Source organism: Streptomyces sp. NPDC020917, assembly GCF_044333795.1.
GTDB lineage: Bacteria > Actinomycetota > Actinomycetes > Streptomycetales > Streptomycetaceae > Actinacidiphila.
Map to the genome: position 1 here is coordinate 21759 of NZ_JBIRRR010000002.1, position 22721 is coordinate 44479.

Genomic DNA, 22721 nt, shown 5'->3' on the forward strand with positions numbered 1-22721 from the left:
GTTGAGCATCGCGAACAAGCTCGCCAAGCCCGTCGTCGAGATCATCGACCACATCGCGCAGAAGGTGCCCAAGGGCCTCGGCCACGGCCACCACCGGATCGCCGACCACGTGCACAAGGCCGCCGACCACTTCGACCAGGTGGAGGGCGACCTCGCCGGCAAGGCCAAGGGCCACCACCCCGGAAGCGGTGGCCACCACCACGACCCGCACGTGGCCGGCGGCACCGGCGCGGCGGCCGCCGCCAAGGCCGGGGCCGACAGGAGCGGCAAGGCGGCCTCGACCGCGGTCAAGGACGCCGAGCAGAGCGCCGGCGACCTGCGCTCCCACCACGGGCCCGGCGACGACGTCCCCGGGCACCACCGGCACTGCCTGAGCGACCCCGTCGACACCGCTTCGGGCGACATGCTCCTGCCGGTCACGGACGTGTACCTGCCGGGCGCGCTGCCGCTGCTGCTGGAACGCACCCACCTGTCGTCGTACCGCAACGGCGTGTGGTTCGGGCCGACCTGGGCCTCCACCCTCGACCAGCGCCTGCAACTCGACGCCGACGGCGTGGTGTTCGCCGCCGCCGACGGCATGCGGCTGCAGTACCCGCCGCCGCGGCCGGGCGTGGCCGTGCTGCCGCACACCGGCCCGCACCTCGGCCTGATGTGGAGCGGCGTCCCCAACGACCCCATGCAGATCAGGAATCCGTCGACCGGGCAGGTGCTGGAGTTCCACCACCCGCGCAGCAACGCGGGTCTGGAAGGCAGCGTCACCCTGCGGCTGACCGGCGTGGAGGACCGCAACGGCCGCCGGATCGAGATCGCCTGGGGGGAGGACGACGCGCCCGCGCTGATCACCCACCACGGCGGCTACCGGGTGGCCGTCGACCGGCACCCCGACCTGCCACGCATCACCGGCTTCCGGCTGCTGGACACCGACGGGCCCGGCACCGCGACCGTGCTCGCCCGCTACGGCTACGACGCGCGCGGCGACCTGGTCGAGGTGATCAACTCCTCCGGCCTGCCCGCCCGGTTCACCTACGACGACAGCCACCGCATCACCGGCTGGACCGACCGCAACGGCACGGCGTACGCCTACACCTACGACACCGCGGGACGCGTGGTGCGCACCGAGGGCAGCGACGGCATCCTGTCCAACACCTTCGCCTACGACGACGAGACCCGCACCACCACCTTCACCGACGCGCTCGGCAACACCTCCCGCTTCGAGTTCAACGAGGCCCTGCGGCTGGTGCGCAGCACCGACCCGACCGGCGCGGTCGGCGTGCAGGAGTGGGACGCCGGCGGCCGGCTGCGCACCTCGGCGACCGACCCGCTCGGCCGCACCAGCCGCTACACCTACGACGCGGGCGACAACATCACCTCGGTCACCTACCCCGACGGCACCAGCAGCGCCTTCACCTACGACCGGCACGGCCGGCCGGTGGAGATGACCGACCCGGTGGGCCGCGTCTGGCGCACCGAGTACGACGAGGCCGGCAACGTCCTCACCTCGACCGACCCGATGGGTGCCAGGACCTCCTACACCTACGACGACGAGGGCGACCTGGTCGCGGTCACCGACCCGCTCGGCGCCCGGCAGGAGCTGGTGCACGACGCCGCCGGCCTGCCGGTCGCGGTGACCGACCAGCTCGGCCGGACCACCACCGCGCGCCGCGACGCCTTCGGCCGGATCGCCGAGAGCACCGACGCGCTCGGCGGCACGGTCCGGTTCGGTTTCACGACCGAGGGGCAGGTGCTGTGGCTGGAGCGTTCCGACGGGCGGCGCGAGGAGTGGACGTACGACGCCGAGGGCAACGCGCTCTCCCACACCGACGCCACCGGCCGGACCTCCTCGCAGACCGCGGGCCGCTTCGGCACGACCGCGGACAGCACCGGCGCTGACGGCGCCGCGTACGCCTTCACCCACGACACCGAGCAGCGGCTCACCGCGGTCACCAACCCGCAGGGGCAGAGCTGGACCTACACCTACGACCCGGCGGGCCGGCTGGTCGGCGAGACCGACTTCACCGGGCGCAGCCTCAGCTACGCCTACGACGCGGCGGGCCAGCTCACCGAACGCGGCAACGGCGCCGGCGAGCGCGTCGTCTTCACCCGCGACGTGCTCGGCCGCGTGGTGGCCTTCGCCGACGCCGACGGCACCACCGCGTTCGCCTACGACGAGGCCGGCAACCTGGTGCGGTCGGCCAACGCCGACGCGGAGATCACTTACGAGCACGACCTGATGGGGCGCGTGCTCGCCGAGACGGTCAACGGCCGCCGCACCGCGTGGTCGTACGACGTGCTCGGCCGCCCCGTGGCGCGCACCACCCCGACCGGGATCGTCTCCACCTGGACCTACGACGACACCGGCCTGCCGCAGAGCATGGGCCTGGGCGGCCACCGCACCGAGTTCGGCCGCGACGAGCTGGGCCGCGAGATCCTGCGCAGCGCCGGCCCCGGCGTGACCCTGACCCAGGAGTGGGACGGCACCGGGCGCCTCACCGGCCAGACGGTGCTCGGCCCCGCCGGACCCGGCGCCCCGGTCCAGGAGCGCAGCTACCGCTACCGGGCCGACGACCTGCTCACCGAACTCCACGAACTCACCACCGGCACCCGGACGTTCGACCTCGACACGGCCGGCCGGGTGACCGCGGTGCGGGCCCGCGGCTGGACCGAGGACTACGCCTACGACGCGCTGGGCAACCTCACGCGCGCCGCCACACCCCTGGACCGGCCCGACGACACCGCACGGGAGTTCAGCGACGGCCGGCTCCAGCGTGCCGGGCGCACCCGGTACGCGTACGACGCACAGGGCCGCATCGTGCGCAGCATCCGCCGGCTGCTCAACGGGCAGCGCCAGGTGCGGTCGTTCGACTGGAACGCGCACGACCAGCTGACCGCCACGGTCACTCCCGACGGCACCCGCTGGACCTACCTGTACGACCCCGCGGGCCGTCGCATCGCCAAGCGGCGCCATGCCGCGGACGGCACCGTCGCCGAGGAGGTCCGCTTCAGCTGGGCCGGCACGCAGCTCGCCGAGCAGACCACCGCCGACGGCCGCACGACCACCTGGGAGTACCTGCCCGGCACCTACCGCCCGCTCGCCCAGCTCGACCACGACGACCGGGACGACCGGGACGGCACCGGCGCCCGCTTCCACGCGATCGTCACCGACATGACCGGCCGGCCCACCGAGCTGGTCGGGCTCGACGGCACGTTGGCGTGGCAGCAGCGCACCACCTTGTGGGGCGTGCCGGTCACCGACCCGGACGCCGACACCGTCGACTGCCCGCTGCGCTTCCCCGGGCAGTACGCGGACGCCGAGACCGGCTGGAACTTCAACTACTTCCGGCACTACGACCCGCAGAGCGCCCGCTACGCCTCCCCCGACCCGCTCGGCCTCGACCCGGCCCCCAACGCCCAGACCTACGTGGCGAACCCGTTCGCGTGGATCGACCCGCTGGGCCTGAAGAAGCCCAAGTACAAGATCCTGCCGGGCTGGGACAACGGCGAACCGAAGGACGTCACCTGGGGCGGACGGGTCACCTACAGCCCGCTGGACAGCCACGGCCGGCCCGGCCCGATGACCGCGGTCATCCACAAGGACATGCTCGGGCAGAACACCGGTCCGAAGATCAACGCGAACCGCCTGCCCGGCTGGGACAACACCCACGACCTGGAGCGCACGCACCTGCTGGCCGCGCAGCTGGGCGGCTCCAACACCATCCCGGAGAACTTCGTGGCCTTCCACGAGTTCGCGAACTCGCCGGTCATGCGCCACTACGAGAACCAGGTCAAGCTGGCGGTCCGCGACCACGGGCACGTGGTGACGTACACCGTCACCCCGATCTACCGGGGACCTCACGACCTCCGCCCGGTGGGCCTGACGATCCACGCCACCAGCCCGCAGGGCTTCAAGTTCAGCCCGTACTCCAGCGACCAGAAGACGCGCCGCGGCTGGCGCAAGAACCCGGACATCAACACCATCACGATCCTCAACAGCTGCCGCTGAGGAGGCGGCGACCGCTGTGCCATCCTGAGGTCGACCGAGCGGACGGCGGCAGAAAGGCCGACCTGATGACCACACCCCTGGAGCAGCTGACCAGGCTCGCCTCGCCCGCGGACCGGCCGGCCCCGATCGACTGGCCCGACGCCGAGCGCCGGCTCGGGCACGGGCTGCCCGCCGACTACAAGGAACTCGTCGACACCTACGGGCCCGGGGAGTTCGACGGCCACGTGCGGCTGCGCGCGCCCGAGGGCGCGGGCGGCGGGCGCGGCCTGATCGCCATGAACGACGGCTACTTCGAGGATCTCGAGGACATCTGGGAGATGAACGGGGAGGCCCCCGGGGAGATCGAGGACGAGGACGGCACCACCCTGGTCGTCTGGGCCCGCACCAAGGACGGCGACACCCTCAACTGGCTGGTCCGCCCCGGCACCGAGCCCGACAAGTGGCCGGTCATGGTCCTCAACCGCGACGCCGACGTCTGGGAGCCCTACCCCGTCACCGCCACCGCCTTCCTCGCCGGCCTGCTGGCCGGGGACATCGACTCCCCGATCGTCTCCTCCGAACTCACCCCGCCCGACCATACGTTCGAGCCCGACCCCAGGTGACCACCCCGCTGACGCGCCTCCTCCGCCTGGCCCCGCCGCCGCCCGAGGCGCCGCCGGCGACCGACTGGGCCGATGTCGAGCGGCGGGCCTGCTCGCCGGGGACATCGACTCGCCGATCCTCTCCTGCGAACTCACCCCGCCCGAGCGCACGTTCAGCCCGTACCCGGGCTGAGCGGGGCGGGCCGGGTCAGGGGGTCCAGGCGGGGTTGCGGCCGCTGAGGGCGATGACGCGGTCCAGGAGAGGAGACCCCTCGGGGATGTCCACGGCGGGGCCGAAGGGCGCGTCGGCGGGGCGGTCGCGGGCGCCGGGGGCGAGCATCGCCAGCGAGGACTCCAGGGCCACCGGGTCGGGCGCGTAGGGCTGGCCGGTGGCACGGGCCAGGTCCCAGCCGTGGATGGTGAGTTCGTTCAGCGCCACCCGGCCCGCGTCGGCGGCCGGGAAGGTGAAGCCGCCGGCCTGCGTCATGCCCTCCCAGGCGGCCGGGTCCCGCCAGGCGGCGGCCACCTCGTCCAGCCGCTCGGGCAGCTGCGCCCGCCACTGGCCGTCGTCGTCGATGTCCGGCAGCTGCGTTCCCGGGTCGGTCCCGGTGGTCGGGCCGAGGTCCTTGCGGGCCGCGTCCCGGAACGCGACGCTCAGGCCGAGCAGGTGCCCGAGCAGGTTCCGCACCTGGTACTCCGGGCACGGCGTGGGCCCCGCGAGCCGGTCGTCGCCGACGTTCGCGGCGAGCAGCACGATGCCGCGCGTCACCGGTCCGAAGTCGGGCAGGGGGTTCTCGGTGGCCATCGGAGGGTCCCTTCGTGGCTGTGGTGATCGTCCCCCATGAGACCGGGGCGGCGCGGCGAACTCATCGGTGGCCGCGGGCACACTTGGGGCGTGGCAGCCAAGCGCAGTGCGGGGATCCTGCTGTTCCGCCGGCCCGGCGGCGAGGACGGGATCGGCGGCGAGGACGGCGGGCCCCAGGTGCTCCTCGGGCACATGGGCGGGCCGTTCTGGGCCCGCCGGGACGCCGCCGCGTGGTCCGTGGTCAAGGGCGAGTACGACGAGGACGAGGGCCCGGAGGCCGCGGCCCGGCGGGAGTTCCGCGAGGAACTGGGCCTGCCGGTGCCGGACGGGGCTCCGGTCCCGCTCGGCGAGGTCCGGCAGTCCGGCGGGAAGATCGTCACCGTGTGGGCGCTGGAGGGCGACCTCGACCCGGACGCGGTCGTGCCCGGCACGTTCACCATGGAGTGGCCGCGGGGCTCCGGCACGCTGCGGGAGTTCCCCGAACTGGACAGGGTCGCCTGGTTCGGCCTGGCCGAGGCCGCGGGGAGGATCGTCAAGGGGCAGCGCGCGTTCCTCGACCGCCTCGCCGGCCACCTCGGCGTCCCGCCGCCGGCACGGGACTGAGCCGGACGCACGCGGGCCGGGGCACCCGCCACGGGGAGCCCCGGCCGCACGCAGCTGCGATCCGCTAGCCGTTCACGCAGGTGTCGCCGGCCGTCGGGTTGAGCAGACCGATCAGATCCACCGAGTCGCCGCAGGCGTTGACCGGGATGTCGATCGGGACCTCGATGACGTTGCCGGACAGCACACCCGGCGAGCCGACCGCGGCACCGGTCGCACCGGAGTCCGCGACCGCGGCGCCGCCGGACGCGAGGATGATTCCGCCGGCCAGCACGGCCAGTGCGGCGGTCTTGTGCATCAGCTTCACGACTTCTCCTTCGGTCATACGGGGGGAGGAGCGCATCAGATCACACACCCCTCACTATGCGTTCGTATCTGAACACCCACCGTATCCGTTCCGCATCCGGAAGCCGTCTGATCGGGCCCGGCGGGCCGCCCGCTTCCGCCGTCCGGGCCAGCGCGTCCGGCTCCCGCCGCGCGCCGCCTCCCCGACGCGACGCCACGGCGCGCCGCCGACCGACCCAGCCCGGGCCGGCGGCCCGCGCACCCGGATTTCGGAGAACGTGCAACCTCCCGGGCCGAACGGGAGTGATACCGGGGGGGGAGGCGTGTCCTGCGCCGTGGGCCGGGGGGAGGGACCCCGGTCGCCGCCCGGGCACACGCTGCCCGGACACTGGAGACCGGACACACGAGGAGGCGCACCCCATGCCGAAGCCGCCGGACGGCCCGCAGCCGCAGCCGACAGCCGAGGAAGTGGCGTACGACGCGCGGGACCGGCTCCTTGCCCGGCTCTGACGGCTGGTCGCTCACCGTGCCGGTGCGCACCGGGGACCGCCCTGACGCGCAGGCGCCGCCGGCGGAGGAGACGCCCGACTTCGCCGCCTACGCGGCGGTCCGCTGGTCGCGGCTGGTGTGCACCGCCTACCTGCTCACGGGCGACCACCACGAGGCCGAGGACCTGGTGCAGGCGACCCTCGCCAAGGTGTACCTGAACTGGCCGCGGATAAGCCGGCTCGGCGAGCCCGACGCCTATCTGCACCGCGCGCTGGTCAACAACAACCTCAGCCGGTTCCGCAAGCGCCGCGTCGTCCAGCTGCTGACGCCGCGGCTGCCGGAGCGGGCCCGGGACAGCGCCACCGGCCAGATCGACGACCGCGCCGCGCTGATGGCCGCGCTGGCCGAACTGCCGCCGCGGCAGCGCGCGGTGGTGGTGCTGCGCTACTGGGAGGACCTGAGCGAGCAGCAGGTCGCCGACGTGCTCGGCTGCACCGTCGGCAACGTCAAGAGCCAGGCCAGCCGCGGCCTGCGCCGCCTCCGCTCGCATCCCGGCCTCGCCGAACTGGGCGCTGCCCCGCGTCCGCCGGCGGACGCGGGCCCCGGCCCGGACCCGGGCGGGGGCGCCACCGCCCAGCGCGAGGTCATGCACGAGGTCAAGCGGACGGTCACCAGCAGGAGCACGAGCGCGGGCGCCAACGCCGGCGCGGGCGGACGGGAAGGGGGTGCACGGTGAGCACGCACCAGGACGACGAGTTCGGGGACGGCACCCCGGGCGCCGCCGACGCCGCCCAGGCCCTGGCCGTCGAGCGGCTGCGCGACGCCCTGCAGGACGCGGCGTCCGGCATCAGGCCGTCGCCCTGGCCGGGCGGCGCGGTGCTGGAGCGCGCCCGCCGCAGGCGCAGGACCGGACGGCTGACGATCGCGCTGTCGGCCGCCGCCGTGGTGGCCGCGGCCGGCGGCGGCATCGTCGCGGCGCAGAACCGCGCGGGCGACGCGACCCCGGCCGGGCAGCCGGCGGGGCCGCCCGCGGCGCCCACCCCCACGCCCACCCGGCCCGAGACGCGCCAGGCCGAGCACACCGCGATCCCCGACTCCCGGCAGGCGGCCTCACCGCCGGCCGACTGGCCCGCGGTGAAGGTGGTCCGGCCCGGCGAGGTCGTCGTGCTCGGCAAGGGCACGCGGCTGCGGCTGGACGCGCACCGCCGCTGCCTCGACACCTCCGGCACCTGGGACTGCAAGAACACCGCGGACGGCAACCAGGCGGCGGACTCCGTCAGCCTGCAGTCCCAGGGGGACGCGAACGGCACGCTGTACACCCCGCTGTACATCGGCCGCGGCACGCCCGCGCGGATGAGCGTCACCGTCCGCGGGCACCTCTACCCGCTGCAGGTCGTGACGCTGCCCGGCCGCCCGGGCTACGCCACCGGGTACGGCAGGGCCCCCTCGGCCCTCGCCGGGCGCGCGGGATCGCCGGTGGCGTTCGGCGACGTGCAGGTCACGGTGTACGACGCGCAGGGCGCGGTCCTGGCGTCGCTGCCCTGACGAACGGCGGGGCGTGACGCGGCGGTGGCGCGGGACGGGCCGCCGGCCGCGGCGAGTCGGCCCGGCGGTCCCGGCGCCCACGGGGGTGGCGTCTAGAAGAGCCGTGCCGCGGACCCGGGACCGTGCGGCGGCTTCGGGACCGCGGCCCGGCCGGCGGCGCCCGGCGGGCCGGGCGGGTCCGGCGCCTCGCGGTGGGGCCGCCGCTGGATGCGTGCGGCGAGGACGGCGACGTCGTCCTCCGCGCGGTAGGCGTCGAGGTGGTGCAGCACCTCGTCCAGGACCTCGGGGACCTCCGCGTCCGGCGGCAGGCGCAGCCCGGCCAGCCGGGCGAGCGACGCGTCGATGTCCTCGTGGCGCCGCTCCACCAGCCCGTCGGTGTAGAGGACGAGCGTCTCGCCGGGGTCGAGCTTCAGGTTCTGCTGCTCGTAGCCGCCGACGCCGGTGCCCAGCGGCGGCCCCACCGGCAGGTCGAGCAGCGTGCCGGTGCCGTCCGCCCCGAACACCACCGGCGGCAGGTGCCCCGCGCTGACCAGCGAGATCCTTGCCCGGGCCGGGTCCACCCTCGCCAGCAGGCAGGTGGCCGGGCGGCGCGATCCGTCCTCGGCGACGGCCGCGTCGAGTTGCCGCAGCACCCGGTTCGGCGGGAGGTCGGTGGAGGCGACGTACCGCAGCATCGAGCGATAGGCGCTCATGTCGGCGGCGGCGTCCAGGCCGTGGCCCATCACGTCGCCGATCACCAGCAGGGTGCGGCCGAAGTGCAGCCGCACCGTCTCGAACCAGTCCCCGCCGACCAGGACCCCTCCGCCGGAGGGCAGGTAGCGGGTGGCGATGTCGAGGTTGGGGTGGGGGCGGCCGGGTTCGGCCAGCAGCGCGCGCTGCAGGTTCATCGCGGTGCTCTGGACGGCCGTGTGCCGCCGGTCGTGGCCGAGGTGGACGGCCGCCAGGCGGGCCGCGTAGCGCAGGGCCGCGGTCTCCCGGTCGGTGAACGGCGGCCCGGTGCGCACCGCGAGCAGCACGCCGTGCATGCGGGAGTGGGCGATCAGCGGCACGGACGTCACGCTGCGGGGGTCGCCGCCGGAGGGGTCGGCGGCGACGGTGACCGGCCGGCCCTCGTCCAGCGCCCGTGCGGCGGGCCGCCCGGTTCCGGGGCCCGGCGGCGGCCACGGGTCCAGCAGCGAGGTGCGGCCGGCGGCGGCCAGGCGGGTCAGCGGCAGGTGCGCGGCGGAGCGGGAGGCCCGGCCGTTCGCGCTGCCGTTGGCGCCGGGGGCGGGACCGGGGGCGGGCACTGGAGCGGGGACGTCCTCGGCGAGCAGGTCGACGGCGGCGGCGTCGCACTCTCCCGGCACACGAAGCGGGCCAGCTCGGCGCAGGTCGTCCGCTCGTCGAGCGTGGTGCCGATCGACTCGACGGCCTCTTCCAGCAGGTCGAAGGGGCCGGGCACGGCGCCGGGGCCGTCCGCGGACCGCGTGGACTCCTCGCCGCCAGAGGGCACTGGCGCCACCTCCCGCCGGGCTCTCACCCGTTTCCCCTACGTCCTATCGACGCACCAGGCGGGCGATACCGCCAGTTCGCAGGGGGAGAGGTTAAGCCCTGACCTAAGCGATGGCGACGGCGGGGCCGCCCAACGCGTCGCGGTGGGCGGGCATGGACAGGGTGACCATGCGGCGCCAGCCGAAGGCCCGCTCGTACAGGTACACCCCGTGGATGCCGGCCTTGAGCACGGCGAGCTTGGGCGCGGGCCAGTTCAGGACGCGTGCCATGTGGGTCATGACCGCCAGGCTCACGTCGCGGTAGATCCGGATCTCGGCCATCGCGCACTCGCGCAGGATCCGCTGGATCCGGCGGCCGTGGCCGAGCGCGGCCAGCCGCAGCAACTCCTCGTGGCAGTAGGCGAGATGGTTGTCCTCGTCGCGGGCGATCGTCTTGACCGCCTTGCCGATCTCGGGGTGGCCGCCGAAGTGCTTGAGGAGCAGGGCCATCTGCTCCGAGGCGCGCTGCTCGGTCACCCGGCTGTGCGACAGGTACGTGACGATGTCGCCCTCGGTCAGCGCGGCGTCCTGGCGCAGGCGGGCGTGGGCCAGGCCGATGCCGTTGCGCTCCAGCAGCATCGTGTAGTCGGTGTCCGGCGGTACCGGGACGCCTTCCAGGCCGCGCTTGCGCATCAGGGCGTTGAAGATCCGGCCGTGCTTGTCCTCGTCGGCGCCGTGCCGGGCGATCTTGGGGGCCAGGTCGCGCTGCGACTCCGGGACGAGGGCGGAGATCCGCCCGTTCTCCCATCCGCCCTGGGACTCGCCGCTCGCGGCGATCGAGCAGAAGAGCCGGAAGGAGTCGTCGTCGTCCAGGATCTCCGTGAACAGGCTGCGGGGAGACAGCATCGCGTGGCTCCTTAGGTCGACCGCCGGGGCGGAATGGGTCGACTCGAGTCAAGATCGGCGCGGAGGGGGTCGCAACCGGGCGCCGGGATCGGTTGCGCCGATCGAGGGAGCGGGAATACCCCCGGGGGGTATATGGTTGGGGTAGCCGTCCGGAGCTTTTCGACGATACGGAGGGGCGTCATGGAGACCCACAGCGTTGGTCACGCGGACCACGGGCACGGAGCGGGACATGGCCAGGCCGGCCATGAGCACGCAGGTCACGCTGGGCATGCCGGGCACGGGCACGAAGCGCACGGGCATGCCGGGCACGCGACCGGGCACGCGACCGGGCACGCGACTCACGGGCATACCGCCGGGCGCGGGGCGACGAGCTGGCGGATGGCCGCGCAGGCCACCCTGCACTGCCTCACCGGGTGCGCCATCGGCGAGGTGCTCGGCATGATCATCGGCACGGCGGCGGGCCTCACCAACGGTGCGACGATCGCGCTGTCCATCGTGCTGGCCTTCGCGTTCGGTTACGCGCTGACCATGCGGGGTGTCCTCCGGACCGGGCTGTCCACCCGGCAGGCGCTGAAGATCGCGCTGGCCGCGGACACCGTGTCCATCGCCGTGATGGAAGTGATCGACAACACCGTGATCGTCGGGATACCCGGGGCGATGGACGCGGGGCTCGCCGACGCTCTCTTCTGGGTGTCCCTGGCCGCTTCCCTGGTCCTGGCGTTCGTGGTCACCACGCCGGTGAACCGCTGGATGATCGGGCGTGGCCGGGGCCACGCGGTGGTCCACGCCCACCACTGACCGGGCTGCCCCCGGCTTCCGGGGTGCCTCGCGCTGCGCGTGGCCGTCTGCTGGTCTCGTCGCGCCCCCGGCGTCCGGGGTGCCTCGCGCTGCGCGTGGCCGTCTGCCGCGCCGTTGTGGCTGGTCGCGCAGTTCCTCGCGCCCCTGGCGGTGCACCTTCGGTGGGTGGGGTCGGGGCCGCCACGGGAGTATCTCCTCGGAACTGTGCGTGCGGCTCCCTCCGCGAAGTGGGCCGGGCGGATGCACAGTTCCTGCGGGGACACTCCCGCACCGTCCCCTCCCAGCCCGGCCCCCGTCTGCGGGAAGCAATATGGCGGGGGCCACTCATAGGGGCGCGGGGAACTGCGCGACCAGCCACAGCCGGTCCGCACCCGGCAACGGCGGCCGGGGGGCACCCCGAACCCCCGCCCCGGAGGGGCGATGCTCCAGGAGCGCGGGGAACTCCGCGCCCAGCCACACCAGGTCCGCACCCGGGAACGTGGGCCAGGGGGCAGCCCGGGCCCCCGCCCCGGAGGGGCGATGCTCCAGGAGCGCGGGGAACTCCGCGCCCAGCCACGACGCACGTCGCAGACGGCAGCGCACGCCCGGGGGCAGCCCAGTTGCCGAAGGGGCGCGGGGAACTGCGCGAGCAACCACGGCGGACCGTTGGACGGGGAGGCGCCCCGGGCGAAGTCAGGGAGCCTCGGGGCCCACCCGGGCAAGTACCGCCTCACGCAAGGAGGCGCGATCCACCTCCAGGGCCGCGAGGACCTCAAGTCCGCGGCCCTCCCCCACCGCCAGCAAGCCCAACAGCATGTGCTCCGTCCCGAACTTCTCGTGCCCCAGCGCCCGCGCCTCCCGCAAGGTCTGCTCCAGGGCCTTCTTCGCGTCCGGCGTGTAGGCCGGCCTCGGGTACTGGAAGGCCCCCGGCCCGAACGTGTCGTCGGCCCGGCGCTGGATCTCCTCGACGTCGATACCGAGGGACGCCAGCGCGTCCTTCGCGGGCTGCCCGCCCGCGGTGGAGACCCCGGCGGCCTCCAGGATCCGTACGGTCTCCTCCCTGGCCCGCGTCAGCTCGACGCCCTGCTCGCGCAGCACGTCCCCAGCCGTGCTCCGGTCGGTGCCGACGAGGCCGAGGAGGATGTGCTCCGTACCGATGAAGTCGTGCCCGAGGGCGATCGCCTCGTCCTGGGACAGCACCACGGCGCGCCTCGCGCGGTCGGTGAAGAACTCGAACACCTCTACTCCTCCTTGCCCGTGGCCTTGCGCCGGCTCGCATGCTTCTCATGGACCGACTGCCTGCTGACGTTCAGTGACGTGGCGATGCTCTGCCACGACCAGCCCTGGTCGCGGGCATTGTCGACGTGAACCCGTTCGAGCTCCTCCAGGAGACGGCGCAGCGCGACGACGGCCTGGAGTCCCACGGCGGGGTCCTTGTTGGTGACCTGTCCGGCCAGTGAGGCCGGTGTGTCCTCAGCTCCCATGCCTGTCAGGGTGCCCTGACAGGCAGATGGATGTCAAGGAACCCTGACACGGAGGTCGGTCGGGGGCGGCGTCAGGCCGTCGCCGGCGGCGTCACTTGGCCACGCCGGCCAGCAACCAGCGAGTCACGCGCACTTCGAAGAGGACGCGGCTGCCGCCCGGGCGGGTGGGGGCGGTGACGTCCCATGCGTACTTCGCCGCGAAGGCGGCCACGATCTCGCGGGGGAACCCCTCGCGGATCACCGAGGCGTGCCCCTCGGCGACGACGGGGAACCGGCCGTCCTCCAGGGCGAGGGAGACACGCGGATCGTTCTGGATGTTCCTCACCTTGACCGAGCCGTGGTCCGACCCGATCCACCACCGGGACCCCTCGTAGACGAACCAGACCGGCGTGACGTGCGCCGACCCGTCCGGCCTCACGGTGCACAGCCAGACGTTCTTCTCCTCGGCCAGGCGCTTGAGGACGGCCGGCTCGGGTGCGTTCGCAAGATCGTTCACGCAGCCATCCGACCATCACCCCCGGGCCCACCACATCGGGCGAGCCCCTCAGCCCATCGTCCTAGGGCCCCTTCGGAGCCGTGGTCCCCTGGCCGGGTCGAGGCGGCGTCCGACGGTGACTAGATCCACCGCCGCCGCCCGGAACCCCCTGACCGGACCACGCTCTCGGACCGCGACAGCGCGAACAGGACGACCGCGGCGACGACCTGCACCCCGACGGAGAAGTAGGTCGGACTCCCTACGGGATAGGCCCGCGGCAACGCCACCCCCGCTCCGGCCATGACCACCGCCAGTGGTAGCACGCGAAAGTCCAGCCCGCGCCGGAGCTGCCCGAGCACGGACAGCCACAGGCCGAACTCAACGCAGCTGAGGCATATCTGCGCGACAACCATCCCCACTCCCCCTCCACCCCTGCGATCACCGACCGCACCCTCAGCGCTGATCCTGCCCCCTGCGGCACCCAGCCGTCGACCATCCCGCACCCCGCAATTCCCTTGCACCCTGGCGGCATCCGGGGTCCCCCGGACCTGCTTAGCCGTCTGCGACGTGCATGGGTGGCTGGTCGCGGAGTTCCCCGCACTCCTGGGAGCATCGCCCCTCCGGGGCGGGGGTCGGGGCTGCCCCCGAGGGTGCGTCGCCGGGTGCGGACCGGCTGTGGCTGGTCACCGGTGGGCGCCGACTTCATCGCGGGAACGGCCTCCCTCCCCGCGACGGCGGGACGGGGCGGCTAGCGAGGGGCCGCGAGGACGTCCTGGAGTACGTTCTCGAGCGTGACACGGGCGAGCTCGCGCCTCAGGGTCTCCTCGATGTCCTCGTAGATGCCCTGCATCGCCGGCTGGATACCGTAACCCACCACGCATCCCTGGTCCGGGGTGGTGCGGTGCATCGCGAACAGCGGGCCGGGTTCCACTGCCTCGTACACGTCGAGCAGGGTCATCGACCCCAGCTCGCGCGCCAGCGACCAGCCCGCGCCCACACCCCGCCGGGACTCCACGAGCCCGGCCCTGCGCAGCTCGCCGAGCAGCCGCCTGATCACCACGGGATTGGTGTTCGCGCTGGTCGCGATCTGCTCGGAGGTGGCGACCTCATGGCCCTGGCGCTGGTAAAGACCGATCCAGGCCAGCGCGTGGGCGGCAATGGTCAACCTGCTGTTGGCACTCATGATCCGTCCTCCCAGCCGCAACGCTTCATGTTACGACAGCCCAGTCGTAACAGCAAAGGTTGCAACGGGCTGTCGTAACAATTAGCGTTGCGACTACCGAGAAGCGTCTACCAACGAGGTGCGAAGAATGAGCAAGCCACTCACGGGCAAGGTCGCCCTGGTGACCGGGGGGTCGCGCGGGCTGGGAGCCGCGACCGTACGGCTGCTGGCCGAGCAGGGCGCCGACGTCGCCTTCACCTATGTCAGCTCGGAGAAGCAGGCCCAGACCGTCGTCGCCGAGGTGCAGGGCAGGGGAGCGAAGGCCGTCGCCCTCAAGTCCGACCAGGCGGACACGAGTCGGGCGCCGGCGCTGATCGACGACGTGGTCGCGCACTTCGGCGGCCTGGACATCCTCGTCAACAACGCGGCGATCGCGGTCGGGGAGGGCCGCACGGTGGACGACCCGGAGGCCGACACCGCCGCGCTGGACCGGATGCACGCCACCAACTACCTCGGCGTGATCGCCGTCATCCGGGCCGCCTCCCGAGTGCTGCGCGCCAACGGCCGCATCATCACGGTGAGTTCCGGGCTGGGCTCCCGGGTCGGCACCCCGGGCGCCGCCGACTACGCGGCGACCAAGTCGGGGATCGAGAGGTACACCATGGGGGTCGCACGGGACCTCGGGCCCCGGAACATCACGGCCAACGTCGTGGAGGCCGGGCTGATGGAGGGCGGCATGAAGACGCCGGACCCCGAGACCCTCAAGACCCTGGTCGGCTCACTGTCTCTGCAGCGCATGGGTCGCCCCGAAGAAATCGCCGCGGCGATCGCCTTTCTGGCGAGCCCCGCCGCTTCGTACGTCACGGGCGCGGTGCTGGATGCCCATGGTGGTTACAACGCCTGAGCCTTGACGGCTCCCCCTGGCGCCCCTTCCCGCCCCACCGTTCGCCGTGCCCGCTCGCGCAGTTCCCCCCGCCCCCTCGGCATCCGGGGGTGCCCCCTGGGCTGCGCTGCCGTCTGCGACATGCGTCGTGGCTGGGCGCGCAGTTCCCCGCGCCCCTGGAGCATCGCCCCTCCGGGGCGGGGGTTCGGGGTGCCCCCGGGCCCGCGTTGCCGGGTGCCCGGTGCGTTGTGGCTGGTCGCGCAGTTCCCCGCGCCCCTTCGGGGTCCGGGCAGCCCCGCCCGGTGGTTTGCCGTCTGCGACGTGCATTGTGGCTGGGCGCGCAGTTCCCCGCGCCCCTTGGGGTGCGCCCGGTGAGTAGGGGAGCCCGGGTCAATTCCTCCCGCAGACGGGGGCCGGGCTGGGAGGGGACGGTGCGGGAGTGTCCCCGCAGGAACTGTGCATACGCCCGGGCAAGCCGATGGAAGAAGCCGCACGCACAGTTCCGAGGAGACACTCCCGTGGCGGCCCCGACCCCACCCACCGAACGTGCACCGCCAGGGGCGCGAGGAACTGCGCGACCAGCCACGACGGCGCGGCAGACGGCAAAGCACCCCCGGGGGCAGCCCGGACCCCGAAGGGGCGCGAGGAACTGCGCCACCAGCCACGACGAGACCGGCAGGCGGCCACGCGCAGCGAGAGGTAGCCCGGGAGCCGAGGGCAACCCAGGCCCAGGGTCAGGGGCGCCCTGGAACCGTTGACGGAGTCAGGAAGCGGCGCCCCGCACCCTCAGCCCAGCGAGAAGATCGGAGGTCGCCGCCGCCACCGCGTCCACCGCCGCGTCGAACACCTCCTGGTTGTGCGCGGCAGGTGCCCGGAACCCGGAGATCTTCCGGACGTACTGGAGGGCGGCAGCCCTGATGTCCTCGTCGTGGACCTCAGGCGTCATCGGAGGGCGCAGAGTCTTGATGCTTCGGCACATGTGACCAGTGTGGCGCGAGGTCTTGGCGAGCGGACCCCACAGTGCTTCAATACTCCGCGTTGGTTAGGAACCTTTCCTAACGCATCGCGCAACGCAACGCCGCAGTGGCCGTGTGACCGACGGCCGGAAACGGAGACGCACGTGCACTCTTCCCCCCACACGCCGCCCCGGACGCACCGGCGCCGGCCCAGCCGCAGGATAGCCATGATCACCGCGGCCGGCGTCCTCGCGGCCGGCGGCGCCTCCCTCGCGCTGGCCGGCACCGGTAACGCGGCGAGCGCGACGCACGCGGGCCACGCGGCCGCGGCCGTCGCCCCGAAGGCGTCCGCGGGCCTCGCCGACCCGCACAAGAAGGAGATCGCGATGGAGCTGGTCTCCTCCGCGGAGAATTCCTCCCTCGACTGGAAGGCCCAGTACAAGTACATCGAGGACATCGGCGACGGCCGCGGCTACACCGCCGGCATCATCGGCTTCTGCTCCGGCACCGGCGACATGCTCGAACTCGTCCAGCACTACACGGACATGGAGCCCGGCAACGTCCTCGCCAAGTACCTGCCCGCGCTGGAACGGGTGAACGGCTCCGACTCGCACTCCGGCCTCGGCAGCGCCTTCGTCAGCGCGTGGAAGACCGCCGCCAAGGACTCCGTCTTCCAGCAGGCCCAGAACGACGAGCGGGACTCCGTCTACTTCAACCCCGCCGTCAACCAGGCCAAGTCCGACGGCCTCGGCACCCTCGGCCAGTTCATCTACTACGACGCCATCGTGATGCACGGCCCCGGCGACGACCCGGTGAGCTTCGGCGGCATCCGCAAGACCGCGATGAAGAAGGCCAAGACCCCGGCCCAGGGCGGCAACGAGACGACGTACCTCAACGCCTTCCTCGACGCCCGCAAGGCCGCGATGAAGACCGAGGACGCGCACGACGACACCAGCCGCGTCGACACCGAGCAGCGCGTCTTCCTCAAGGCCGGCAACCTCAACCTCGACCCGCCGTTGAAGTGGAAGACCTACGGCGACTCGTACCAGATCCTCACCCTGCCGTAGCCCGCACGCACGGCCCCTCCGACCAGGGTCCGCCGCCGCAGCCTGGGGGTGCGACGGCGGATCCTCGGTTTACCCTGGCCCTGCCAACACGTGCGACGAGCAGGGGGAGACGACCGATGAGCGGCTGGATGTGGTGGTTGATCGCCCTGTTCGCGGTGGGCGGCTTCTCCTCGATCACGGAGACGGTCCGCGGCGCGTTCCGCAACCGCCACAAGCGGAAGATGCAGTTGCTGGAGGCCCAGCGCGAGGACCGCAGGGCCCTGGAGGCGGCCAACCGCCCGCCCGAGCCGATCTGCGGCTGCACCCACCACCTCGCCAAGCACGACAAGCAGGGCAAGTGCCACGAGGTCGTCGAGGTGCCGTCCGCGTGGGACGCCGACCGCAAGCCGGTCCGCTTCGAGCCCGGCACCTGCAACTGCCAGCAGTACGTGGGCCCGCAGCCCCTCAGCAGCGTCTACGCCGACGAGATCACCGACCTCTAGGTCAGCCCTTCTCCGTGGAGGTGCCCGCCCATCCGACGAACGCGGTCCACGCCTCGGCCGTGAAGGAAAGGGCGGGGCCCTCCGGGTCCTTCGAGTCCCGCACGTGGACCGTGCCGGGGCACGTCGCGACCTCGACGCAGTCCCCGCCGTTGCCGCCGCTGTAGCTCGACTTGTGCCAGGAGAGGGCTACTTCGACGCACTGCCCGCCGTCGTCACCGCTGTAGCTGCTCTTGAACCACTGCAGCCGGGCCAGGTCAACGCTCATCGTTCTCCTAGCAGTTGCTCTATGAAGGCCAGCGAGGCGCGGGGCGACAGTGCCTGCGCGCGGATAATCCCATATTTTAGCTCCAGCTCCCGGACCTGCTTCCGAGCGGTATGGAGGCGGCTGACGTTCTGCACCTCAACGTAGGCGATGCGTTGTTTGTCGGTCTCCATGAGCTTGAACGGACCGTTCAGCCCGGCGTGGTCCGCGCAGTCGGTGAGCATGACCTGGACCTCAACGTGGCGCTTCAGTCCCACGGTTGCCAGCCGCTCCCACTGCTCGCGCATCATCTCCCGGTCGCCGAGTGTGCGTCGCAGAATGGCTTCCTCCATCACAAAGCTCATGCTGGGAGCGGGCTTTCGCTCGAAGATCGACTGCCGCGCCAGTCGGGCCGCCACCCGCTGCTCGATGACGTCGTCCTCCAGTTCAGGGCGCTCCAACCGGAACACGGTTCGCATGTAACCCTCGGTCTGGAGCAGTCCGTTGATCAAGTGCGTGTCGTACGCATGGAGTTCAATCGCAGAAGCCTCGAACCTCCGCGCGTCGCGGAAGAACTTGGGGAAGCCCGCCCGTTCGACCGGCTCCTTCATGGCGACGAGCACGCCGCCGGCGTCCAGTACCTCGTCGCACCGGTCGATCGCGTCGGACTGCATCACGCGGCGGCCGATCTCGATCGAGCCGATCTGGCTCTCGCTGTAGTTGAGTTCGGCGCCGAGTTGGGCCTTCGACATGCCCGCCCGGATGCGGAGGGCCTTGACCTGGCGGCCGAAGCTGCGCAGCAGGCCGTTCGCGGAGTCGTCGTCCAACTCCATGCCGTCGTCCTCTTCGGGCTCCCCGGCCAGCCGACCTTCTTCCGTCATGCCGTACCACCTCGTCGTGGTTCGGGGCAGCCGCCAACCGCACACCAGACGTGCGCACTTGACGACCGTCCGTGGTCGTTCCTGAGCGTCAGGCTAGAGGGAGGGACGGGAGGTGTGCGGGTGTACCAGAGGAAAATGCACGCGTGATTGTTTCTGGTGGGGGCGGTGGTGGGGCGCGCCGGCTGGTCGAGGACGTCACCGCCGGCTCCGTGGCGCTCGACGACGCGGACATGCTGCGGCGCGCACGGGCCCTGCCGGCAACGGCGTAGCCCCCGCATGGCCTGTGATCATGCCGCGCGCGCTTCGGGCCGGCGAGGAGGACGGGGCATGCCGGATCTTGAACGGCGGGCGGGTCGGTGAGACGGTGTGCCGCATGGATCTTGGGCTGGAGGGGAAGGCCGCGTTCGTCACCGGCGGCAGTCACGGGATCGGGCTGGCGATCGCCGAGGCGCTGGTGGCCGAGGGTGCCTCGGTCGTGGTGTGCGGGCGGGACCGTGAGCGCCTGGCGGCGTGCGGGGTGCCGGGTGTGGTGGCGGACGTCCAGGACCCCGAGCAGCTCGGGCGGGCCGTGGACGAGGCGGCCAAGCGGCTCGGGGGTCTCGACCTGCTCGTGGCGAACGCGGGCGGGTCGTTCGGGGGCGGGCTGCTGGAGTCCACCCCGCGGGACTGGGCGGACACCTTCGCGCTGAACGCCGGGCACGCGGCGCACGCGATCCGCCGCGCCGTACCGCACTTCGAACGGCGCGGCGGAGGTGCCGCGTTGATCATCGCGTCGATCACCGGCTGGAAGGCCGGGCCCCGTTCGTCCTACGCGGTGGCGAAGGCCGCGGAGATCCATCTGGCGGCCACGCTGGCACAGGAGTTGGGGCCGAGGAACATCCGGGTGAACGCGCTGAGCCCAGGATCCGTGGAGTTCGAGGGGGGCGGCTGGGCCTGGGTGCGGGAGAACCGGCCCGAGGAGTTCGCCCGGTTCACCCGGGAGGACTTCCCCCGCGGGCACCTGGTCACCCTGGCGGAGGTCGCCGACACGGCGTGCTTCGTGCTCTCGCCCCGGGCGAGCGGCATCAGCGGCGCCAACGTGTGCGTCGACGCGGCCCAGGACCACCCGAGTTCGGGACGGTTCTTCCCGTAGGGGCGGCCTCGTTCCCCGAGAGGGAAGGCCCGGGCGGGAACGGCCCTGTGGAGACGGTCAGTTCGATCTGATCAGGCCGAAGTGCCGTTCTACGGCGTCCGCGAGCGCGGGCGCCGGGACGGATCCGTCGACGACGAGGGTGGTCAGGCCCAGGCGGTCGGCCTGGATGCGGACCTCCTGGTCCCAGAGGGCGTCGCGGGACAGGCGTTTGGCGAGGACAGCGGCCGGGTCGAGGTCGCCCCAGGTGGCGCGGGCGCGGTCGGGGTCGGCATAGCGCGCGGTGAGCACCCGGCGGCGGAAGTCGGGGGTGGGGAACAGGAAGAGCGCGTGCGCGGGGTCGATCAGCAGCGGCGCGAGGTGGCGCGGCAGGATCCCGAAGTAGTCGACCAGGGTGATGCGGTCGGCGGCGAGGGCGAGCAGGTCCTCGACGAGGAAGCCGACCGTCTCGCCGTGCAGGCTCGCCATGGTGGCGAAGACCTCCTCGGGCGTGCGGTCCCGCCAGTTGGCGCCCGGCGGCCGGTTGCGCGCGGCGGACAGGTGCGGGTGGCGCTGCGGTGTGGTGCGGGGCAGCCAGGAGTGCTCGGCGCGGTCGCCGTCGTAGACGGCGAGGCCGTGGCGCCGGGCCAGCAACCGGGCGACGGTGCTCTTGCCTGCCCCGGTCCCGCCGGCGATCCATCGGACGTGCGTGAGGCGTTCTGCAGGCGACGTCATGCCTCGATGGTGGCCGTTTCGCGGGGAAAATCGCAGTCTTGTTCTTTGCCGGGCGCGCGGGCCACGATGGGAGGACAGGGCACGGGCCGGGCGTCCCCTCCATCGGGGAACGGGGCCGCACCCGGCAACATGGCTCCGGAGGCAGCCCGGATTCCCGCCCCGCAGGGGCGATGCGTTGTCCGCCCGGCGGAGCCGGGCCGTCAGGGCCGGCGGGGCGACGGGAGGCGGACGCGGAAGGTGGCGCCCTTCCCGGGCAGGGTGTCGAGTTCGACGTGGCCGTGGTGCGCGGTGACCAGGGCGGCCACGATCGACAGGCCGAGGCCGGCCCCGCCGCCCTGGTGGCGGCTGCGGGACGCGTCGACACGGTAGAAGCGCTCGAAGACCCGGGCGGCCTGCTCGGGCGCGAGGCCGGGGCCGTCGTCGGAGACCTCCAGGACGCCGTGGCCGTCGCGGGTGCCGACGCCGATCCGCACCGGGGTGCCGGGCGGGGTGTGCGCGACCGCGTTGCCGACGAGGTTGGCGACGACCTGGCGCAGCCGGGCCTCGTCGCCGAGCACGGGCGCCGGTCCCGGCGGGGCGGCCGGATCACCGGGGCCGGTGAGCGTGACCTTGCGGGTCGGGTCCAGCGCGGTCGTGTCGTGCAGCGCGTCGACGGCCAGAGTGCGCAGGTCCATCGGCGCCACCTGCACCGGGCGTTGCTCGTCCATCCGCACCAGGGTCAGCAGGTCCTCCACGATGCCGCCGAGGCGGATCGCCTCGCTCTCGATCCTGGCCATGGTGCGGGTGACGTCCGCGTCGTCGGCGAGCGCGCCCATCCGGTACAGCTCGGCGAAGCCCCGGATGCCGGCCAGCGGGGTGCGCAGCTCGTGGCTGGCGTCGGCGACGAACCGCCGCATCTGGCCCTCGGACTCGGCGCGCGCCGCGAACGCCGACTCGATCTGCGCGAGCATGCTGTTCAGCGCGGTGCCCAGCCGCCCGGCCTCCGTGCGCGGCGACGCCTGCGGCATGCGGTGGGACAGCGGGCGGCCGGCGGCGATCTCGGCCGCCGTCGCCTCGATCCCGCGCAGCGGGCGCAGGCCCGCGCGGACCGCGAACCAGCCGGCCACGCCCAGCAGCGCGGCGACGACCGCGCCGATCAGCAGGAAGCCGGTGCTCAGCCGGTCGGTGGTGGTCGACACGTCGTCGAGGGACGCGGCGACCACGACGCCGGCCAGCTGCGGCGTCGCCACGGCGCCGGTCCGGCCCTGCCCGGTCGGCTGCGACGTGCCGCCGACCGGGACGATCAGCACCCGCCAGCTGCCGCCGCCGTGGTCGCTGGCCACGTCGAACGGCTTGTTCAGGTGCGACCGCAGCGCGGCGGCGTCCATCGTCGGCCACAGCGGGCGCGGGTCGTTGGCCGCGACGGGCTGCCGGAACTGCTCGGAGACGGTGCCGTCGGGCGCGGCGAACGCCACCACGTACTGGCTGGGCAGCCAGGCCCGCGCGCCGCTGCCGCTGCCGGGCCGGCCGGCGCGCGGCGGGGGCGTGCCCTCGGTGTCCAGGCGCTGGGCGAGCGGCCCGCCGAACCGCTCCAGCTGCTGGTCGACCCGGCTGACCATCTGGTTGCGCACCGAGCCCAGCACGACGGTGTCGCTGACCGCCAGGCCCAGCAGCACGAGCGCCAGCGACAGCAGCACCAGCCGGGAGCGCAGCGACAGCGCCGACGGGCGCAGCGACCTGAGCGACCGCAGCCGCGACAGCACCTTCGACAGGGTCACGGAGCGCAGGGCGCGCGGGGCGCCGGGGGGCCG

At 73.2% G+C, this 22721-nt stretch carries 24 protein-coding genes and 1 pseudogene; 11 read left to right on the top strand and 14 right to left on the bottom strand.

The features are described 5' to 3' along the window. Position 1: 1 nt before the first annotated feature. Together ACH4TG_RS03990 and ACH4TG_RS03995 are read left to right on the top strand one after the other, a co-directional pair. Entirely contained in the window at positions 2 to 4000 is a 3999-nt protein-coding gene (locus ACH4TG_RS03990; protein ID WP_398240531.1) for a DUF6531 domain-containing protein, read from the top strand. Between the two features lie 65 nt (positions 4001 to 4065). Next, complete coding sequence (locus ACH4TG_RS03995; RefSeq protein WP_398240533.1) at positions 4066 to 4602, top strand: SMI1/KNR4 family protein; 537 nt, start codon at positions 4066 to 4068, stop codon at positions 4600 to 4602. 187 nt (positions 4603 to 4789) lie between these two features. On the opposite strand, the gene ACH4TG_RS04000 is transcribed toward ACH4TG_RS03995, so the two are convergent. Further along, positions 4790 to 5386 (bottom strand): TIGR03086 family metal-binding protein, encoded by a 597-nt coding sequence (locus tag ACH4TG_RS04000; protein ID WP_398240534.1) that lies wholly within the window; start codon positions 5384 to 5386, stop codon positions 4790 to 4792. A gap of 90 nt (positions 5387 to 5476) precedes the next feature. Between ACH4TG_RS04000 and ACH4TG_RS04005 the strand changes: the two genes are divergently transcribed. Further along, the gene (locus ACH4TG_RS04005) at positions 5477 to 5989 is read left to right on the top strand and encodes an NUDIX domain-containing protein (RefSeq protein WP_398240536.1); all 513 of its coding nucleotides are present in this window, start codon (positions 5477 to 5479) and stop codon (positions 5987 to 5989) included. A 64-nt stretch (positions 5990 to 6053) separates the two neighbouring features. Here ACH4TG_RS04005 and ACH4TG_RS04010 read toward each other — a convergent pair whose 3' ends face one another. Continuing rightward, positions 6054 to 6287: a chaplin gene (locus ACH4TG_RS04010; protein WP_398241173.1), complete on the bottom strand. Its 234-nt coding sequence runs from the start codon at positions 6285 to 6287 to the stop codon at positions 6054 to 6056. Between the two features lie 516 nt (positions 6288 to 6803). Here ACH4TG_RS04010 and ACH4TG_RS04015 point away from each other — a divergent pair. Continuing rightward, positions 6804 to 7364 (top strand): annotated as a pseudogene (locus ACH4TG_RS04015) (SigE family RNA polymerase sigma factor); the annotation flags it as partial. Positions 7365 to 7492: 128 nt separating this feature from the next. Then, positions 7493 to 8305: a hypothetical protein gene (locus ACH4TG_RS04020; RefSeq protein ID WP_398240538.1), complete on the top strand. Its 813-nt coding sequence runs from the start codon at positions 7493 to 7495 to the stop codon at positions 8303 to 8305. 92 nt (positions 8306 to 8397) lie between these two features. On the opposite strand, the gene ACH4TG_RS04025 is transcribed toward ACH4TG_RS04020, so the two are convergent. Together ACH4TG_RS04025 and ACH4TG_RS04030 are read right to left on the bottom strand one after the other, a co-directional pair. Next, positions 8398 to 9651 carry a PP2C family protein-serine/threonine phosphatase gene (locus tag ACH4TG_RS04025; protein WP_398240540.1) on the bottom strand — a complete coding sequence of 418 codons (1254 nt, stop codon included), beginning with the start codon at positions 9649 to 9651 and terminating at the stop codon, positions 8398 to 8400. 249 nt (positions 9652 to 9900) lie between these two features. Further along, positions 9901 to 10680, bottom strand: coding sequence for a ferritin-like domain-containing protein (locus tag ACH4TG_RS04030; protein WP_398240541.1), 780 nt, complete (start codon positions 10678 to 10680; stop codon positions 9901 to 9903). 378 nt (positions 10681 to 11058) lie between these two features. Here ACH4TG_RS04030 and ACH4TG_RS04035 point away from each other — a divergent pair, with 378 nt between their 5' ends. Beyond that, positions 11059 to 11478, top strand: coding sequence for a DUF4396 domain-containing protein (locus ACH4TG_RS04035; protein ID WP_398240543.1), 420 nt, complete (start codon positions 11059 to 11061; stop codon positions 11476 to 11478). Positions 11479 to 12150: 672 nt separating this feature from the next. Here the strand turns inward: ACH4TG_RS04035 and ACH4TG_RS04040 are convergent. The 5 genes from ACH4TG_RS04040 to ACH4TG_RS04060 all read right to left on the bottom strand — a co-directional run bounded on the left by ACH4TG_RS04040 (position 12151) and on the right by ACH4TG_RS04060 (position 14599). Then, on the bottom strand, positions 12151 to 12696 hold the full coding sequence (locus tag ACH4TG_RS04040) for a Clp protease N-terminal domain-containing protein (protein ID WP_398240545.1): 546 nt from the start codon (positions 12694 to 12696) through the stop codon (positions 12151 to 12153). Between the two features lie 2 nt (positions 12697 to 12698). Next, positions 12699 to 12941, bottom strand: coding sequence for a hypothetical protein (locus ACH4TG_RS04045; RefSeq protein WP_189304925.1), 243 nt, complete (start codon positions 12939 to 12941; stop codon positions 12699 to 12701). Between the two features lie 91 nt (positions 12942 to 13032). After that, on the bottom strand, positions 13033 to 13437 hold the full coding sequence (locus tag ACH4TG_RS04050; RefSeq protein WP_398240547.1) for a nitroreductase/quinone reductase family protein: 405 nt from the start codon (positions 13435 to 13437) through the stop codon (positions 13033 to 13035). Between the two features lie 119 nt (positions 13438 to 13556). After that, the gene (locus tag ACH4TG_RS04055) at positions 13557 to 13829 is read right to left on the bottom strand and encodes a hypothetical protein (RefSeq protein ID WP_398240549.1); all 273 of its coding nucleotides are present in this window, start codon (positions 13827 to 13829) and stop codon (positions 13557 to 13559) included. A 335-nt stretch (positions 13830 to 14164) separates the two neighbouring features. Beyond that, positions 14165 to 14599, bottom strand: a complete 435-nt coding sequence (locus tag ACH4TG_RS04060) for an Rrf2 family transcriptional regulator (protein ID WP_398240551.1) — start codon at positions 14597 to 14599, stop codon at positions 14165 to 14167. A 127-nt stretch (positions 14600 to 14726) separates the two neighbouring features. Here ACH4TG_RS04060 and ACH4TG_RS04065 point away from each other — a divergent pair, with 127 nt between their 5' ends. Further along, positions 14727 to 15482 carry an SDR family NAD(P)-dependent oxidoreductase gene (locus ACH4TG_RS04065; protein ID WP_398240552.1) on the top strand — a complete coding sequence of 252 codons (756 nt, stop codon included), beginning with the start codon at positions 14727 to 14729 and terminating at the stop codon, positions 15480 to 15482. A gap of 742 nt (positions 15483 to 16224) precedes the next feature. On the opposite strand, the gene ACH4TG_RS04070 is transcribed toward ACH4TG_RS04065, so the two are convergent. Then, complete coding sequence (locus ACH4TG_RS04070) at positions 16225 to 16440, bottom strand: DUF2277 domain-containing protein (RefSeq protein ID WP_398240554.1); 216 nt, start codon at positions 16438 to 16440, stop codon at positions 16225 to 16227. A gap of 204 nt (positions 16441 to 16644) precedes the next feature. On the opposite strand from ACH4TG_RS04070, the gene ACH4TG_RS04075 reads away from it, so the two are divergent. Beyond that, the gene (locus ACH4TG_RS04075; protein WP_398240556.1) at positions 16645 to 17484 is read left to right on the top strand and encodes a chitosanase; all 840 of its coding nucleotides are present in this window, start codon (positions 16645 to 16647) and stop codon (positions 17482 to 17484) included. Positions 17485 to 17600: 116 nt separating this feature from the next. Further along, positions 17601 to 17966 (top strand): hypothetical protein, encoded by a 366-nt coding sequence (locus ACH4TG_RS04080; protein WP_398240558.1) that lies wholly within the window; start codon positions 17601 to 17603, stop codon positions 17964 to 17966. A gap of 1 nt (position 17967) precedes the next feature. Here the strand turns inward: ACH4TG_RS04080 and ACH4TG_RS04085 are convergent, their stop codons facing one another. Then, positions 17968 to 18231, bottom strand: a complete 264-nt coding sequence (locus tag ACH4TG_RS04085) for a DUF397 domain-containing protein (RefSeq protein ID WP_398240560.1) — start codon at positions 18229 to 18231, stop codon at positions 17968 to 17970. Next, a complete protein-coding gene (locus ACH4TG_RS04090; RefSeq protein WP_398240562.1) occupies positions 18228 to 19088 on the bottom strand; it encodes a helix-turn-helix domain-containing protein in 861 nt (286 codons plus the stop codon). Before ACH4TG_RS04090 ends, ACH4TG_RS04085 begins: the two co-directional genes overlap by 4 nt. 143 nt (positions 19089 to 19231) lie before the next feature. Between ACH4TG_RS04090 and ACH4TG_RS04095 the strand changes: the two genes are divergently transcribed. Continuing rightward, entirely contained in the window at positions 19232 to 19357 is a 126-nt protein-coding gene (locus ACH4TG_RS04095; RefSeq protein WP_398240564.1) for a hypothetical protein, read from the top strand. Between the two features lie 104 nt (positions 19358 to 19461). After that, positions 19462 to 20220 (top strand): SDR family NAD(P)-dependent oxidoreductase, encoded by a 759-nt coding sequence (locus ACH4TG_RS04100; protein ID WP_398240566.1) that lies wholly within the window; start codon positions 19462 to 19464, stop codon positions 20218 to 20220. Between the two features lie 57 nt (positions 20221 to 20277). Here the strand turns inward: ACH4TG_RS04100 and ACH4TG_RS04105 are convergent, their stop codons facing one another. Together ACH4TG_RS04105 and ACH4TG_RS04110 are read right to left on the bottom strand one after the other, a co-directional pair. After that, complete coding sequence (locus tag ACH4TG_RS04105; protein WP_398240567.1) at positions 20278 to 20931, bottom strand: hypothetical protein; 654 nt, start codon at positions 20929 to 20931, stop codon at positions 20278 to 20280. Between the two features lie 200 nt (positions 20932 to 21131). Then, entirely contained in the window at positions 21132 to 22688 is a 1557-nt protein-coding gene (locus tag ACH4TG_RS04110; protein WP_398240569.1) for a sensor histidine kinase, read from the bottom strand. Positions 22689 to 22721 lie beyond the last annotated feature (33 nt).